The sequence below is a fragment of the Lactococcus sp. EKM203L genome, assembly GCF_011800585.1.
Taxonomy (GTDB): domain Bacteria; phylum Bacillota; class Bacilli; order Lactobacillales; family Streptococcaceae; genus Lactococcus; species Lactococcus lactis.
On the sequence record NZ_JAALEQ010000003.1, the window covers coordinates 417,040 to 434,617 of the forward strand.

At 34.2% G+C, this 17,578-nt stretch carries 12 protein-coding genes; all 12 read right to left on the bottom strand.

Annotation, left to right across the window (positions count from 1 at the left end):
- Positions 1 to 45: 45 nt before the first annotated feature.
- Positions 46 to 1,041, bottom strand: a complete 996-nt coding sequence (gene cydB, locus HFD15_RS07795) for a cytochrome d ubiquinol oxidase subunit II (RefSeq protein ID WP_023188901.1) — start codon at positions 1,039 to 1,041, stop codon at positions 46 to 48.
- Positions 1,041 to 2,516 (bottom strand): cytochrome ubiquinol oxidase subunit I, encoded by a 1,476-nt coding sequence (locus tag HFD15_RS07800; RefSeq protein WP_010905520.1) that lies wholly within the window; start codon positions 2,514 to 2,516, stop codon positions 1,041 to 1,043. The genes cydB and HFD15_RS07800 overlap by 1 nt, the downstream gene beginning before the upstream one ends.
- Before the next feature lie 714 nt (positions 2,517 to 3,230).
- Positions 3,231 to 4,724, bottom strand: a complete 1,494-nt coding sequence (locus tag HFD15_RS07805; RefSeq protein WP_010905519.1) for a peptide MFS transporter — start codon at positions 4,722 to 4,724, stop codon at positions 3,231 to 3,233.
- A 225-nt stretch (positions 4,725 to 4,949) separates the two neighbouring features.
- Entirely contained in the window at positions 4,950 to 6,752 is a 1,803-nt protein-coding gene (locus HFD15_RS07810) for a glycoside hydrolase family 13 protein (RefSeq protein WP_039114875.1), read from the bottom strand.
- Between the two features lie 89 nt (positions 6,753 to 6,841).
- The gene (locus tag HFD15_RS07815) at positions 6,842 to 9,244 is read right to left on the bottom strand and encodes a glycogen/starch/alpha-glucan phosphorylase (protein WP_029343574.1); all 2,403 of its coding nucleotides are present in this window, start codon (positions 9,242 to 9,244) and stop codon (positions 6,842 to 6,844) included.
- An 88-nt stretch (positions 9,245 to 9,332) separates the two neighbouring features.
- Positions 9,333 to 10,769 carry a glycogen synthase GlgA gene (gene glgA / locus HFD15_RS07820; protein WP_058208068.1) on the bottom strand — a complete coding sequence of 479 codons (1,437 nt, stop codon included), beginning with the start codon at positions 10,767 to 10,769 and terminating at the stop codon, positions 9,333 to 9,335.
- Positions 10,770 to 10,860: 91 nt separating this feature from the next.
- Complete coding sequence (gene glgD / locus HFD15_RS07825) at positions 10,861 to 12,000, bottom strand: glucose-1-phosphate adenylyltransferase subunit GlgD (protein WP_014570453.1); 1,140 nt, start codon at positions 11,998 to 12,000, stop codon at positions 10,861 to 10,863.
- Positions 11,990 to 13,132 carry a glucose-1-phosphate adenylyltransferase gene (locus HFD15_RS07830; RefSeq protein WP_012897406.1) on the bottom strand — a complete coding sequence of 381 codons (1,143 nt, stop codon included), beginning with the start codon at positions 13,130 to 13,132 and terminating at the stop codon, positions 11,990 to 11,992. The genes glgD and HFD15_RS07830 overlap by 11 nt, the downstream gene beginning before the upstream one ends.
- Positions 13,133 to 13,232: 100 nt before the next feature.
- Positions 13,233 to 15,236, bottom strand: a complete 2,004-nt coding sequence (locus tag HFD15_RS07835; protein WP_058207886.1) for a 4-alpha-glucanotransferase — start codon at positions 15,234 to 15,236, stop codon at positions 13,233 to 13,235.
- A gap of 215 nt (positions 15,237 to 15,451) precedes the next feature.
- Positions 15,452 to 16,423 (bottom strand): transcription antitermination factor NusB, encoded by a 972-nt coding sequence (gene nusB / locus HFD15_RS07840; protein ID WP_039114868.1) that lies wholly within the window; start codon positions 16,421 to 16,423, stop codon positions 15,452 to 15,454.
- Positions 16,416 to 16,817: an Asp23/Gls24 family envelope stress response protein gene (locus HFD15_RS07845; RefSeq protein ID WP_021722362.1), complete on the bottom strand. Its 402-nt coding sequence runs from the start codon at positions 16,815 to 16,817 to the stop codon at positions 16,416 to 16,418. The genes nusB and HFD15_RS07845 overlap by 8 nt, the downstream gene beginning before the upstream one ends.
- Positions 16,818 to 16,963: 146 nt before the next feature.
- The gene (gene efp / locus HFD15_RS07850; RefSeq protein WP_003129623.1) at positions 16,964 to 17,521 is read right to left on the bottom strand and encodes an elongation factor P; all 558 of its coding nucleotides are present in this window, start codon (positions 17,519 to 17,521) and stop codon (positions 16,964 to 16,966) included.
- Positions 17,522 to 17,578 lie beyond the last annotated feature (57 nt).

A 17,578-nucleotide genomic window follows, 5' to 3' on the forward strand; every position in this document is an offset into this window, starting at 1 on the left:
CAAACTAATCTGAAAATAACTGGTTCAACCAGTTATTTTCATGTTTTATTTTTTAATTCTTTTTCTGAAAATGAAATAGGTCCAGCCCATATAGATGAGTACAAATGGTAAGATAACCAGAGTAATGATCGTCATTGTTTTCAAAGTATAGCCTGTTGAACTAGCATTTTTAATCAAAATACTGTGAGCAGGGTTAGTTGCAATCATTACACGTGGGAAAATCCCTTGGAAAATCAATGCAACAAGGGCAATGAAAGTCAAACCTGAAGCCAAGAAAGCAGACATTTCTTTTCCTGCACGAACAGATAAATGTGCCACAAGAGTTAGAATAACAATCAAAGCAAGTAAAACTAAAGTTCCAATAAAATGTTTTTCAAAGAAATCAGTGAAAATAGCTAGCAATACAGCAAATACAACTTCACCAGCATAAAGAACAAAATAGAGGATATTAGCTATCTTTGCAGCTCTCTCACGCAAAGCTCCCTCTGTTTTCAAAGCTAAATAATTTAAGCCATGAAGCCAAGCTAAGAGCGTTACAGCAACACCACCAACGACTGACAAAAAGTTAACGTAAGTAGTAAAAGTAGCAGTCACATTTCCTTTAGCATCCATTGGAACGCCTTGAATCATACTTGTAAACATCAATCCAAAGAGAAATGGAATAGCAAAACTTGCAACGCCCAAAACTTTTGTCCAGAGCATTTTTCCTTTTTCCGTATGTGAGTGATGACGAAATTCAAATGTTACTCCCCGGAAAATCAAACCTACTAAAATCAAAAATAGAATAAGATAGAAACCAGAGAACAATGAAGCATACCAATAAGGGAATGAAGCAAACATTGCCCCACCGGCAGTTAATAACCAAACTTCATTCAAATCCCAAACTGGGCCAATTGATCCGATAGCTTGTTCAACCTCACGTTTGTCCTTGGCAATTGTGATTGCACTCATTCCTACACCGTAGTCAAAACCTTCGAGGAAGAAAAAGCCACTAAATAATACTCCAACAATAATAAACCAAAAAAGTTGTAATCCAGTCATTATTTATCCACCCCTTTCTCATCAGTTTCTTTTTGAATTTCACTATCTTCTTTTGATGAAGAAGCAAAATTTTCTTGACTAAATGAATCTAAAGAAACATAAGCTGTTTCCGCTCCTTCTACTCCTTGTTTCATTCTTTGAAGCGTAAAGTAAACCATTACAGCACCAAGGAAACAGAACAGGAAGAAATAGACGATATTTGAGAATAAAAGTGAACCGACAGAAACATTTGGTGAAACTGAATCTTTGATTGTAAATAAACCATAAACTGTCCAAGGATAACGACCAAGTTCAGTAACTAACCAACCTGAGGTAATCGCAAGGAAAGGTGCAAATAGCATCCAACGATAAACTTGTAAGCCAAATTTATTTTCATATAGACTTGGTTTTTTCTTTCTAGTCCAAAATAGCCCCAGAGCAGAAAGTAAAATCATTAACATTGATAGACCGGCCATAATCCGGAAAGTCCAGAAGAGAACCGTTACTGGTGGGAAGAAATTTCCGCCAATTTCTTTAGCTACATCAGGATATTTCTTTTGAAGTTGAGCGTTAATTTCATTCATCCCTTCAACCGAACCGCTTGGACGGTGATAAGTCAGAATTGAAAGCATATAAGGAATTTGAATTCCAAATACTTCTTTGTGGTCAGCTTCATTAAAGAAGGCAACCATATCCCAAGCCGCAGGGTCAGGTGTTGTTTCATAAACCCCTTCAGTTGCAGCAAATTTCATAGGTTGAGAGTTTTTAACTTCAATCATTTGTTGGTCACCAGCAACAAAGTTACCAACTGCACCGATTAGAGCTACTAAAAGTCCTAAACGTAAAACTGGTTTAAACATATCAATTTCACGATTTTTAAGAATTTGATAAGCTGAAATACCAGCAACCACAAAACCACCAGTTACAAGGAAACCTGTTGCCACGTGGCTAAATTCCAAAATAGTTTGAGGATTTGTCAAAAGGGCAGAGAAACTTGTTAATGTTGCTCGTCCACCTTTAACTTCATATCCCACTGGATTTTGCATCCATGAGTTTGCCGCTAAAATCCATAAAGATGATAAGAAGGTCCCAACAAATACAATCCAAAGTGTTGCATTGTGCAATTTCTTACCCAATTTATCCCAACCAAACATCCATACTCCAAGGAATGTAGATTCCAAGAAGAAGGCAAGTAAGGCCTCAACGGCTAAAGGTGCGCCAAATATATCACCAACATAGCGGGAATAATCTGACCAGTTCATTCCAAATTGAAATTCTTGGATAATACCGGTTACGACCCCTACTGCAAAGGATAAGAGCATAATTGATCCAAAAAATTTCGTCCGTTTTTTCCATTTTTCATCACCAGTTTTCACATAGATAGTTTCCATGATCGCTGTCATGAGAACCATTCCGACAGAAAGTGGTACAAAGAAAAAGTGGAAGATTGTCGTCATCGCAAACTGAAAGCGTGCGAGAGTTTCAATGGTAAACATTGTTTATCTCCTTATTTTTTATTTACTATATATCAAATAGATATAGACTAATTTTAAAAATATTTTTATCTAAGACTAATTTTGTCCTTGGTTTAATAAAAATATTTATTTTATTAATAAATAAAATAAGAGAATTTTTAAAGTTAACAAGATTTTTCAATAATAATTAATAATTAAAAATATCAGTTCTAATCGTAAATCTATAACTTTTCACTATTTCTTATCAATTTATTTATTAATTTAGCAACAGAAAAACAATAATTATTTTTTCTACAGGCCTCTTCTCAGTATCTTTTCAAACACAAAATGTTCAAAGTTTTTAGTAAACTCATATTTCTTAGTCAACCACTTTTAATGGATGACCGTGCTTGAGTATCCTTACTTTGAATTTTATATTTTTAATAACAGAGTAACTGCGAGTTTTCGAATAAAAATAGCTTTGCTTCTCACCTCTATCCTCTATAAGTTTTATTTGTAAATAAGTGATTTCATACTTTATTTTAGCATTTGTGAATGTCTTTGGCCTTTTAACCAAAGGCACTAATATCTGCAAATAATTTAAAATCACGTTACACTATATTTTATCATAATGTAAGCGCAGATAAAAACGATTGATTTGTAAAAGACTTTTAACAAGTGTAACTTTTCAGACACTTCTATAGTTTTTAAAATACAAAAAACCTATCATTAAAGATAGGTTTTATTAATTACTAATTAACGAACATCTCCCATTAATTTCAAAATAGGTTTTTTGACAATAAGGAGGATAATTCCCACGATAATACCAATAATACCAGTAATCGCAAAGAAGTGAACTTCTGTTGCTGCTTTAAAGAGTGGTGTAATTTGAGCATTGATTGCTTGTGAAGTTGAATCTGCCAAGAACCACATCGCCATCATTTGTGATTGGAAAGCAACTGGAGCTAATTTTGTTGAAACTGATAATCCAACTGGTGAAACAAGTAATTCACCTGCCATTTGGACAGCAAACATCAATACTAACCAAAGAGCACTTGCACGACCAGAAGTTCCGTTCAAGAGACCTGGAAGTGTCATAATCAAATAAGAAATCCCTGTCAACATCAAACCAAGACCAAATTTTACAATTGTTGAAGGTTGACGTTCACCCAATTTATTCCAAAGACGAACAAAGATAGGTGACAAGAGAACGATGAAGAGCGGGTTCAATAATTGATACCAAGAAGGGTCAATATGGAAAGTAATTCCAAACCAAGTTGGGTCCAAATTAGAACGTGATTCTCCCCAAACCGCAATAATTGTAGAACTTTGTTCTTCAATTGCCCAAAAGACAATAGCAGAAAGGAACAAAGGAATATATGCTGTTAATTTACGACGTTCATCTGATTCTACCTTTTTAGAGGTAAACATCATTACGAAATAAATAATTGGAACAACAATACCGATAATTGATAAAACATTAATGAAGTTATTAATGAAATTAGCTGGACTTGCTTGATAAAGTAAGAAGAAACCAATAATTGCGACAATAACAACAATTGTCAATGTAATAAGAAAATTACGTCTTGCTTTTGAATCCATTGGATTTGAAGGCTCGCGTCCAATTTCTGGGAAGTGACGAAGACGTCCATACCAATAAGCAAATAATGCAAAAATCATACCGATAGCTGCAAGTGAGAATCCTAAGTGATAATTCACGCCTTGTCCAACTGTCCCAACAATCAATGGAGCAATCAGAGAACCCATGTTAATTCCGACAACAAAGATATTGAATCCAGTGTCACGACGTGAGTCATCTTTAGAATAAAGATGTCCAACCATATTTGAAATATTCGGTTTAAGCATCCCTGTTCCCAAGATAATTAAGAATAATGCCACGAACAGTGAAGATAAACCAAATGGTGTTGCTAAAGCGATGTGTCCCAAAGTGATTAAAATTCCACCAAGGAAGATTGTGCGCGAAGCGCCCAACAAGCGGTCAGCAACCCACCCTCCAACAATTGTTGAAAGATAGACAAGTGCACCATAGATACTTACAATCGCCATTGCTTGAGCTTTAGGAAGTCCTAAACCTGCGTTGTCAGCAGTTGTCAATGCATAGAGGTAATAAACCAGAATGGCACGCATCCCATAGTAAGAAAAACGCTCCCAGAACTCAGTCTGAAAAAGCGTCAATAGGCCGCGAGGTTGACCGAAAAATGTTTTTTCTGTTTTGTTTAAGTTTTGCATAGATTATATTATAAAGTTTTCTATACAACTTGTCAAGTTGTCAAACAATTTTGCCTATACAGATTCTTTGAAAAACGCGGGAAAAAGAGGGACAATAACAAAATTTCATAGATATTTATTTATATTTTCTTCTTTTCTAAAATAAGATTTAGCTAAAAAATATAGTTTTTATCATTTTTTACTGACAAATAAATCTGTCAGTAAAAAAACTTGCATCAGCAAGTTTTAAATTTTCATCTTTAATTCTAAATTTGTTTTTCCACTAATCACTTTTTCTGTCAGTAATTTTTTTAATTCTGGTAAGAATTTCAGATTTTGTAAAAAAGTAATTTCTTGAACTTCTATATTAAGCTCATCTTCACTCGGATTAATGAGTTCAACAAAAACTTCTGAATCTGTATATCGCAATATTCCTAACAACCTGTCAGTAAAAAAAGTTGAAAACTCTCCATATTTCAAGCTATTTTCTGACAGACGTTTTTGCGTCCAACTTTTATAAACATTGTAAACATTGGGTGAAATGTTATCCCAAGGAAAATATTTACGATTGTCAGGGTCTTTTCCACCTGACAATCCTGCTTCATCTCCATAGTAAATACAAGGAATTCCTGGTAATACAAAAAGCATTGCTAACGCTACTGACAAATTCTTTTCTCCAATCATTGTCAAAATTCGTTCAGTATCATGAGTCCCTAGATTGTTTAAATTATTATAAAAAATATCTTTAGGATAATTCTCTTGCAAAGTCATCAATTGATGAGCGACATCTTGACTAGAACGATGACCATTTAATAAATTAATAATTAAATCACGAAACGGATAATTCATAGCAGCTTGCAAACTTCCACCAAGAATATAATTTCTTCTTTTTCCATAAGAAATTTTGTTGGAAGCATCTTCCCAAATTTCACCAATCAATATCTTATCTGAATAAGAGTCAAGATTTTCTCGAATTCCTTTAATAAATGAATCAGGGAGTTCATCAGCAACATCCAGACGCCAACCATCAATACCCAAGTCATTCCATTTAGCTAAAACAGAATTTTTCTCACCATAAATAAAATTGCGAAAAGAATCATTATCTTTGTCTATTTCAGGCAAATCTTTAATTCCCCACCAAGATTTATACTCAAAAGGATAATTTTCAAATTTAAACCAATCAAAATAAGGTGAATCAGGATTTTTAGCTGCTCCCTCATCATCGCCATAATCACCATTAATATTGAAATAAAGCGAGTTTTTTCCTACATGAGAAAAAACACCATCCAAAATCAAATGCATTTTTTCTTGATGAAGCAACTGAATCAATTCTTCAAAATCTTCCTGCCTACCTAGCATTGAATCAATTTTTAGGTAATCATTCGTATCATAGCGATGGTTACTTGTACCGGAAAAAATGGGATTAAGATAAATCGCATTGATTCCCAGTTCTTTTAAGTAAGGAATTTTTTTAATAATTCCTCTTAAATTTCCACCGAAAAAATCCCAACGTGCAATATCACCATTTTCTTCTTTAACATAAAAAGGACTATCCGTTTTTCTTCCATAGATAAAAGAATTGGGTTTTGGATGATTGATTTGACCATTTTCATTTCCATTATAGAAACGATCTGGGAAAATTTGATAGAAAACTGCTTCACGATACCAGCTGGGAGCTTGGTCTTCTTTTTCAAATACAGTCAGCTGATAAGGTTTAACATCATTTTCATCAGTATATAGAAGTCCCTCTCCTCCTATGCCAGAACAACCATAAAATCGCCTAGTTTCTCCCAAATCCGAAGACTCGACTATTTCAAAATGATAAAAGTAAAGTCCTGACTCTTCATCAAAAGGAATGGTAACTCTAAAATTCCCGCCTGAATCTTTGGTCATAGAAAATTCATAACGTTTTCCAAAATCACGTCGAATTACACATGTCACAAGTACAGAAGGTCGGTCAGTTGTAAAACTCAAGTTCATTGAGTTTCCAACCTTGATGGCCCCAAAAGGTTGTTTATAATCTAAATTCCACGGATTATAATAATACATCTAATTCTCATTTCCTTTATTAACACTTAAGGCTAAAGGCTCCTAAAATTTACTCTGTCAGTAACAAAAATTTCTGTCAGTAAATTTCTTCATTCTTTTTTAGCCTTTATATACCAAATGTCATCAGCATATTCCCTAACTGTTCGGTCAGAACTAAAACGTCCCACATTGGCAATATTCATTAAACTTGCTTGAGTCCATGCTTTTTGGTCACGGTAAAGTTTTTCAAGTTCAGCTTGTGCCCGAACATAATCATTAAAATCACGAAGTACAAAATATTCATCATTATAAACGGTGAGCGAATCAAAAATTTCGCGACCTTCACTTTTAATATTTGGCACCGTTCCGTCAATTAAGGCATTCAAAATTCGATTAACTACTGGATTTTGCTCATAAATATCACGCGCATTATAATTACCATTGCGATAATATTCATAAACTTCATCCTTAGTCAGCCCAAAAACAAAATTATTTCCATCCCCTGCCGCTTCAAAAATTTCAATATTTGCGCCATCAAGTGTTCCAATGGTTAAAGCACCATTTAGCATAAACTTCATATTTGAAGTTCCAGATGCTTCTTTAGAGGCCAAAGAAATTTGTTCTCCAACATTGGCTGCTGGGATAATCACTTCCGCCAAACTTACATTATAATTTTCCATAAAGACAACTTTGAGTTTATCTTTAATCGTTTGATCATTATTAATCATATTTGCTATTTCGTTAATTACTTTAATGATAGATTTAGCATAATGATATGAAGGAGCCGCTTTTGCCCCGAAAATAAATACTCGAGGAACCATATCTAATTCCGGATTATCTTTCAAATCAAAATATAATTTTAGAATATGCAAAGCATTTAACAATTGTCGCTTATAAGCATGCAGCCGTTTTACTTGAACATCAAAAATCGCATCAGGATTAACCGTAATTCCATTTTGTTCTTTAATCACCGCAGCCAATCGTAGCTTGTCATCAAATTTAGCTTTTTGAAGTTGTTCAAGTGTTTTTTCATCATTTTTAAAATTTTTCAGCAGCTTCAATTCATCTAAATCATGACGCCATGATTTACCAATTGTTTCATCAATAATTCCAGACAAGCGTTCATTTGCAATCTGAATCCAACGACGGTCAGCAATTCCATTTGTCTTATTATTAAAACGTTCAGGATAAATTTCATAGAAATCATGAAGTTCAACATCCTTTAATAAATCAGAATGCAATTTGGCTACGCCATTGGTTGAATGTGAACCAATGATTGACAAGTTGGCCATATGAATTTGTCCATCTTTGATAATTCTCGTATTATGCACCAGCGTTGCACCCACCTTAGGAAGCAACTCAGCCGTACGTCTCCGGTCAATCTCCACAATAATTTGATAAATTCGGGGCAAAAGTTGTTTAATCATCTCTTCTGGCCACTTTTCCAAAGCTTCCGATAAAATTGTATGATTGGTATAAGACATTACCTTAAGGGTTGTATCCCAAGCTCGATTCCAGCCCACTCCATATTCATCAACTAAAAGGCGCATGAATTCTGGAACACAAAGTGCAGGATGCGTATCATTAATATGGACAGCAATATAATCCCCAATTTTTCGAATATCTTTTTTTTGTGTTCCTTTATAGTGGTGCAAAATTCGTTGAAGTCCAGCAGAAACAAAGAAATATTCTTGCTTCAAACGTAAAAGTCGCCCATCATAATTAGAATCATCTGGATAAAGTTCAGCAGAGAGCATCGAAGTTTGTCGCATATAATCCAAATTTTGAAATTTAGGGTCTAATTCCTCTGGCACTTCTGAGCGCCACAGACACATATTATTGACCGTTGTATTTTCAAAACCAACCATGGGCGTATCATATGGAACAGCTAGAACACGTTCCTGGTCCTTATAATGAGGAATAAGATTTCCTTTTCCATCATCTTCTAACCAAACTTCACCACCAAATGTTACTTCAACTGCTTTGTCTGCTCTACGTACTTCCCAAGGATTCCCATTATTTAGCCAAGAATCAGGTAATTCTACTTGGTAACCATCTACTATTTTTTGTTTGAATAATCCATACCGATAGCGAATGCCATTTCCATTTCCTGGAAGCCCCGTTGAAGCTAAAGAATCCATGAAACAGCTAGCTAAGCGCCCCAAACCTCCATTTCCAATGGCCATATCTGGTTCTATCTTAGCAACCTCATCCAGTTCAATTCCAAAATCATTTAACCCTTCTCGAACGGTATTTAAAATACCTAAGTTAAGTAAATTTGATTTAAGCATTTTTCCTGGTAAAAATTCAATCGAAAAATAATATGCTTGTTTTTTTCCAGTTTCATCCTTATATTGATTATCGGCTACCCAAATATTAGCATAGTAATGTTTCACAACAGATGCCAATGCATCATAAATTTCTTGATAACCTGCTTTTGTCAGGTCAGTCGCAAATTTTGAAGTTAGACGCTCTTCGAAATCTTGCTTAAATTGTTTTTTAGAAAGTTTCAATCGTCGCTCCTTTATTATTCTCAAACATCTTTTATTTTAAAATGAATTCTACCACAATTTAATCGCAAGCGCAATCGTTTGCGAGATTTTATAATTCTTGATAGAGTTCAATGTATTGTTGAGCCTTCGTTCCCCAAGAAAAATCTTTACTCATTGCTGATAAAACCATTTTATTTAAGACTTCTGGTTCTTTTCCATAAACTTCAAGTGCACGATTAATCGTCTCCAATAAAATCTGTCCTTCAAAATCAACAAAACCAAATCCTGTTCCTTCTTTGCTAATAGGATTAAATGGAATCACAGTATCTTTCAAACCACCAATTTCATGAACGATTGGTAAAGTTCCATATCTCATTGCAATCATCTGTGATAGGCCACAAGGTTCAAAAGCAGATGGCATCAAGAAGAAATCAGAACCAGCATAAATTTCCTGAGCAAATTGAAGGTCAAATGCAATATTTGCTGACAACTTATCTGGATATTTTTGAGAAAAATCTCTAAAACCTTCTTCAATTTCAGGGAAACCTGTTCCTAGTAGGACAATTTGAACATTTTCTTCCAATACTTTTTCCAACTGACTCAAAACTAAATCAAATCCTTTTTGATTCGTTAAACGGGAGACCATCCCAATCAATGGAACATTTGGATTCAATGGTAATCCTGTTCGCTTTTGGAGTTCTGCTTTCATTTGACCTTTACCAGAAAGCTCTTCCTCGCTGAAATGGTAAGGAATTAATATATCATTTTCAGGATTATAGATATCATAATCTATCCCATTTAAAATTCCAGAAACTTTTCCATCTACATATTGCAAAATCGCTTCTAAACCACAACCAAATTCTGAGGTCTGGATTTCCTTAGCGTAAGTTGGCGAAACTGTATTAACCCGATCCGCATATAAAATTCCTGTTTTGAGCATATTTAGCATACCATTATGACGGACCACTCCTTCAAAATAGCGCTCCATTCCCATACCAAAAAGCTCACTTAAAGCATCTCCATGCATCAAGCCTTGAAATTCAATATTATGAATGGTCAGTACTGTTTTAATTTTTTCATAGACCTTAATCCAGTTGTATTTTTCTTTAAGTAAAAAGGGAACCATTGCAGTCTGCCAATCATTGACATGCAAAACATCTGGAATGAAATCTAACTTTTCTAAGAGTTGGCAAAGAGCCAAGTCAAAAAAGGCAAAGCGCTCTCCATCATCGCCATAACCATAGAGTTGTCCCCTACCAAAATAATGTTCATTATCTAGAAAATAATACTTCACACCCTCTTTTTCTAGACTTTTAACTCCAACATATTCGTGTCGCCAACCAACATCAACAAAATCATAAAATTCATCTTTTAAAAGTGAACGATATTCTTCTTTCATTTCATTCTTAAAATAAGGAAGGATCACAGCAACTGAATCTATCTCACTTTTTTTAGCCAATTCTTTGGGCAGTGCTCCAGCTACATCTCCAAGTCCTCCCGTCTTAAAAAAGGGGGCACATTCACTTGATGCAAATAAAACTTTCATTTTTCTCTCTTTCATTTCCTCTTTAAAATATAATTCTTTTTTTGAATTTTATTCAAGAACGCCGATAAATATTATCAGCGTCATTTGTCTTCTATAAGATATCTGCGGTAACAACTGTTCCTTTAGGAATCACTACTGGTTTTTCTGAACTACCAATAATTTTGACATTATTTTCGACAACCACTCCTTTATCAATGATGGCAAATTTAACTTGAGCGCCACTTTTAACTTCAGAGTTGGTAAAAACTAATGATTCTTCAATTAAGGCATCATCTTGAATCTTAACTCCACGAGAAATGAGAGAATTTTTTACTTTACCATTGATAATACAACCAGAACCTAATTGACTATTCTCCACTTTACTATTCTCAGAAAAATAAGTGGGAACTTCATTTTTAATCTTAGTATAAACAGGTTGGCTACTATATAAAAGAGAGGTAAAATTTTGGGGGTCGAGCATGACCATATTGGCATCATAAAATGACTTAATATTAGTGATATTACTCATATAACCTGTGTATTCATAAGTATTCACATCATAGTTCTTCATATAAACACGAATGAGACGGGCAATTGAAGTCAATTCTCCTATATCTTGCATCTCTTTTATAAAATTAATCAACCAATCGGTGTTCACGATAAAGAGATTCAAACAAAGGGCTTCTTTTTCTTGGGGATTTTCTAATTGATTAACATAACAGTTACTCATTTTCCCTGATTCATCAAAACGAAGAATAGTATCATACTCACTTGCTAAATCTGGAGAAACTTTTTTATAAACGGTGGTTATTTCCTTACCTGCCAATTTATGTATTTTAAGAACAGCCGTTAAATCGACATTACAAATAAATTTACTGCCCAAAAGAACTGTATATGGTGCTTTAGATTTACGCAAAAAATTTAACTGTTGAGCAAAATAATCCTTACCTTGTTCCCTTAAACGGTCAAAATCTTGTTGAATATAGACAAAGTAACGACTATTAAAGCCATCCAAGCCCCATTCGCCACCTGAACCTAGATGGTCAAAAACAGATTGCGTTTCTCCTTCATTAAAGGTCATAAAAATATTATCTACATGGGCATTTGATAATGATGACAATGGAAAATCAATCAAACGATATTTACAATCAAAAGGAAGAGTAGCGATTGGACGAACCTCTGTTAGGGGGCTTAAGTGTTTGCTTGAAGAAATATTTGAGAGGATTGCTGCCATTTTATTACTATTGTTCATTTTTATTTTCTCCTTTAATTTCTCCGTGACCAATCACTGCGACTTCATTTTCACCGATTATTTCTACATTATCACCAATTTTTGCATTTTCACCAATGATTGCATTTTTGATTGTAACGTTTTCCCCAATAAATGTCCCAGACATAATGAAACTGTCCTCTATCACTGTTCCTTCTTGAACATGGACATTCTGTGAAAGGATTGAATGAACAACTGTTCCATCAACGTAACAGCCATCACCAACAAGTGCATTTTTTACATTGGATTTTTCTGTGATAAACTGTGGAGCTGAAATATCATTATGTGAATAAATCCGCCAAGATTTATCTGTAATATTTAGTTCATTATTTAAATCAAGAAATTCCATACTGGATTGATGAAGAGAATCAATGGTTCCAACGTCTTTCCAATATCCCTTAAAGCGGTAAGCGAACACATTTTCCCCAGCTTCAATATAAGCCGGGATAACATCTCCACCGAAATCTTCCATTGGATTTCCTTTCGAGTAACCATTCACAAGAACTTCACGAAGCCTTTTCCAATTGAAAATATAGATTCCCATTGAAGCAAGATTTGATTTTGGTTCTTTAGGTTTTTCTTCAAATTCAATAATTCGGTCATTATCATCGGTGTTCATGATTCCAAAACGGCTTGCTTCTTCAAGTGGAACTTCCATCACCGAAACTGTTAAACTAGCTTCACGTTCTTTATGGCTTTCTAACATGGCTTCATAATCCATTTTATAAATATGATCTCCCGAGAGAATGAGAACATATTCTGGATTTTGCTGGTCAATATAAGAGATATTTTGATAAACAGCGTGAGAGGTTCCTTCAAACCATTTAGAACCTTCTTGTGAAGAATAGGGTTGGAGAATAGTGACTCCACTATTGATTCCATTTAACCCCCATGGTGCTCCATTTCCAATATGAGCATTTAGAGTTAAAGGTTGGTACTGAGTAATGACGCCAACATTTTTTACATTGGAATTTGCACAATTTGATAAGGCAAAATCAATGATACGATAACGACCTCCAAAAGGAACAGCAGGTTTTGCAACATCTTTTGTCAATTTACCTAAACGCGTCCCTTGACCACCAGCAAGAATAAGACCAAGCATTTCAATTGCCATAATGAAACCTCCATTTTTTTCACAAAATTTTTGTTTTTTTACATATTTATTATTATTTTATAATTTATACTTTCTAATTCAAAATGATTTACTTTGAAATTTAATAGGCCCTTTTACTTTCTTTGATAAATTTCTTTAAAAATTCAGTCCAATCCTGATTATCAATCAATGTTTCAAGTTGACAATGCAATCGGTAATTCCAGTAATGGTATGGATTTGCTGGAATATTAATTTGTTCGGATTTTGCATCTTCTTTTCGCAATTGTTCACTCATTGCTAACCAATCTTGAATAGGTAAGATAACCATCATCGCATTGGAGTTTAAATGCCTTTTAACTATCTCTTGGATAATTTCTGCACTTGCATAATAAGGAGCTTCGCCATACCAACCCATGACTTCATTGTAGTAACGTTGAATTTCCTCATGATTTTCTTCCCACCAAGCTCTTAGTGGACTTGTATCGTGACTTGAAGTCGTTAGGACCGATAAATAGGGAACTTCGTTTAAAGGACTGACAAATCGATTATCTGAAGGCATTCTCTCAATTATCAAACGTAGAATATTAAGATGATTCATGACATCTGGTACATTGGCGGGAACCATTCCTAAATCTTCACCACAAGCCAACATATTCGTAGCATCTTTTAAAACTGGTAATTTTTCATAGGCCTTTTCTTTCCAAAATTCATAATTCCTTCCATAAAAATAGTCATTATAAAGTTTTTCAAGCCGTCCTTTATAGTCATCACCAAATTCTCGAAAGCTGATTGTTTGTATTAAAGAAATACGTGGATGATATTTCTCTGGATTCTCATCATCTTTTAATAATATTATATTTTCATGTAATTTATAAAGTCCTTCTCGCACCCAATCTTCTAATTGAGCTTTTTCTACTTTTTTCTGGTTATTATACTCATTTTGAAATGTATAATTTCCATTACCTATATAATCCAGAAATGTTTGAATAATCCAATCTCGATTATCTCGGCCAAAAATTTTATCAATTACCCAATCCTTGATGAAAGGATTAATAAACCGCTCGAGGCCCCATTGCCTTAATGGAATACCATAGTTATTTTCAATTTCTTCTGCTGACAAGGCAATAGCTGGTGAAAATTGGCCCAATAAACCTCTTACGGAATCCTCTGGCATCTGCCATATTCTAAAGAAACCAAGAATATGGTCCAGCCGATAAGCATCAAAATAATTAGACATGGCTGTTAACCGTTTTTTCCACCATGCATAACCATCTTCGGCCATTTTTTTCCAATTGTAGGTTGGAAAGCCCCAATTTTGTCCATTTACAGCAAAAATATCAGGAGGAGCGCCAGCTTGTTTATCAAGATGAAAAAGTTCTGGATGAGTCCAAGCGTCTACGGAATCATGAGCAATTCCAATTGCGATATCTCCTTTTAGTGCAATTCCTAATTGATGACAATAGTCAACGGCTTCTGAAAGTTGATAATGCAAAAGGTATTGCACAAAGATATACAAATCCAATTGATTACTTTCTGAAGTTAACTTTTCAAAGAAATCTTCACTATAAGTGGCATACTTTCCCCAATTCATAAAATTAGCACTTTGATTGATATCTCTTAAATACGAAAATGCCGCATAGTCCTTTAACCAATCCTCATTTTGCTGATAAAATTGCTGATAATCTTTGCTTGCTTTAAATTTATGAGCTGAGTTTTGATAAATAATTTCAGCATATTCCCATTTTAAGGCTAATGCTTTTTCATAATCTATTTTTTCTAAAGCATTTAATTCTAATTCCGCGATGAGAAGCTTTTCTTGTTGAATTTTTGTGTAAGAATCCCAAAAGATGTGAATATCTAAATAAATTGGATGCAATGCAAAAACAGAAATGGCACGATAAGGATATGAATCACGCCAGTCCATAAAAGTACTGGTATCATTAATTGGTAATAATTGAATGATGTCCATCCCAGAACGGTGGGCAAAATCGGCTAACTCTTTCAAATCTGAAAATTGCCCTACCCCACTTGAGTTTTCAGTTCTTAGTGAAAAAACTGGAACTGCTATCCCTGTATGGTAAGCTTTTTTTCCGTAAGGTTCAATTGAAAAATTATTGGTGAGCATTTTTACTCCTTAATTCTCTAAAAATAGTGTAGAATCGCAAAAGAAAACGTTTTCTTTTATTATATATCTTTTAAAAAAAATATACCAATATTTAGTGTGATTTTTCAGAAAATTAATAAGTAATGTTAAATAAGATAACTCATTAATTACAAAAGCTAGAAAAACGTAATAAAAAAAAGCTACAGATAAAATCATCGGTAACTTTTTTATTAATTTTATTTTAAGAAGTTAGTTAATACACCATTAATGAATCGGCTTGATTTTTCATCACTAAAGTCTTTTGAAAGCTCAACTGCTTCATTGACCGCAACAACATCAGGTGTTTCTGTATATAATATTTCATAACTAGAAACTTGAAGGATTGCTTGTTCAACAAGAGTCAAACGTGAAAATGACCAAGTTTTTGCCAAATATTTAGAAACATTTGCTTCCAAATCTTCTTTTTTATCTAAAACTCCATCAACAAGTTGTGTAAAGTATTCAGGAGCTTCAAGATCTTCTGGACGATCATTGTCATAATTGAGAACAAAGCGTTTTGTATTTTTCAAAAGCTCTGACAATTGTGATTGAGCATTATTTTCTGCTTGTGCTAATTGTTCATCAAGTTCTTCTTTTAAAGTGCTTGGAGTGAATAAATCACTTGTATATTTTTCAAGAACATTTTCATGAAGGAATGAGAAGGTTTTTTGGAAAGTTTCAAGAGATTGTTCAGCTGTCGCATTTTCTGGAAGATTTTTGAAAAATTCTAGAACTTTTGGCGCAACAGGTTCTTCATCAAGTTCAATTTGGAACAAACGAATCAATTTCAAATTTGCCATGACACCAACAAATAAATTTGTTGCTTCATATTCATTCATTTTCTTAGCGTAACCACCAAAATCTCGCATGAAAGCAAGAGCTTTAGCAACCGTTGTTTTCTCGATATCTTTAAGTCCAAGAATTTCATAAATTTCATAAATGGCTTCTAAAGGTTGAGAAAGTCCTTTTGGAAATTTACGAACAGTAATTCGTTCATCACGAAAATCAACGTCAAAACGAATAGTTTGAGAAAGTTCTTCTTCTAATTTCTCGACGTTTTCTCTAAAAGAGCTTACGACATTTGTTGCCATTTCTTTTTGGACAGCATAAGAAAATAAGACCTGGACCGCTCGTTGACGAATCTGGTGTTGAGTGAGCGTCTTAGGCATCAAAAAATCCCTCATCAAACAAGTCTTCAAGCGCTGGTTTTGGTTGTTTTTCAGTCATAATTCCGACAACGTGGATATTGACTTCATCAACAATAATCTCAGTAGCTTGGGCAACTGCTTCTTTCACTTCTTTTTGGATTTTTGTAGCAACGGCTGGTAGGCTTACACCGTAAGTAAGGTACACATATATATCAACAGCTACTTTATCATCTTTTGAGTCAATATAAACACCACGGCCTTCATTTTTCTTACCAAGGCGGTCTGAAAAACGTTTGTTACGAAGGGCGTGTACCCCATCGATTTTGGCTGTTGTAATACCGATAATTACTTCAAGAACTTCAGGGGCAATGACGATATCCCCAAGTTCTTCAGAATGTACAGTTTTTTCTGCCATTTTGATTTCTCCTTTTGTCTTTGCAAATTTTTCCAATTGGAAAAATTTCACTTACAAAATGAATTTTCTTTACTGACGAAGTCTTTAAACTTCATAAAGTTACTGACAAAAGGCTGTCAGTAACTTTTTTCAGTAATCGTACTTAATTAAGCACGTTTCAAGTATTCACCTGTTTGTGTGTTGATTTCAAGTTTTGTTCCAGCTTCAACGAAATCAGGAACGTTAACAACAAGACCAGTTTCCATAGTTGCTGGTTTACCAGAACCTGTTACTGTTGCACCTTTAATAGATGGTTGTGTTTCAGTAACTTCAAGAACAACTGTTGTTGGAAGTTGAATACCAATTACTTCTGTACCGTAGAATTGAATTTTAACATCTGTATTTTCAAGAACATAAAGAAGTTCATCTTTAACTTGTTCTACTGGAATTTCATATTGTTCGTAAGTTTCATTGTTCATGAAATTAGCAATACCATCCATTGAGTAGAGGTATTGTGCTGTTACAGTTTCAATAACAGCTTGTTCAAACTTATCTTCAGGACGGTAAGTGTCATCAAAAGTTGAACCTGAGCGTACGTCTTTAAGTTTCATACGCATGATTGTATTCCCTTTACCTGGTTTGTGATGACTTGCTTCCATAACGCGGAGAAGTTTTTCCCCATTCAAAAATGTCATGCCTGATTTAAGGTCTTTTGCTAAAACCATGTTTATGTTTCTCCTAGTATTTATAAATTTAGATATTCTGTCATTTTTCTTTTGTCA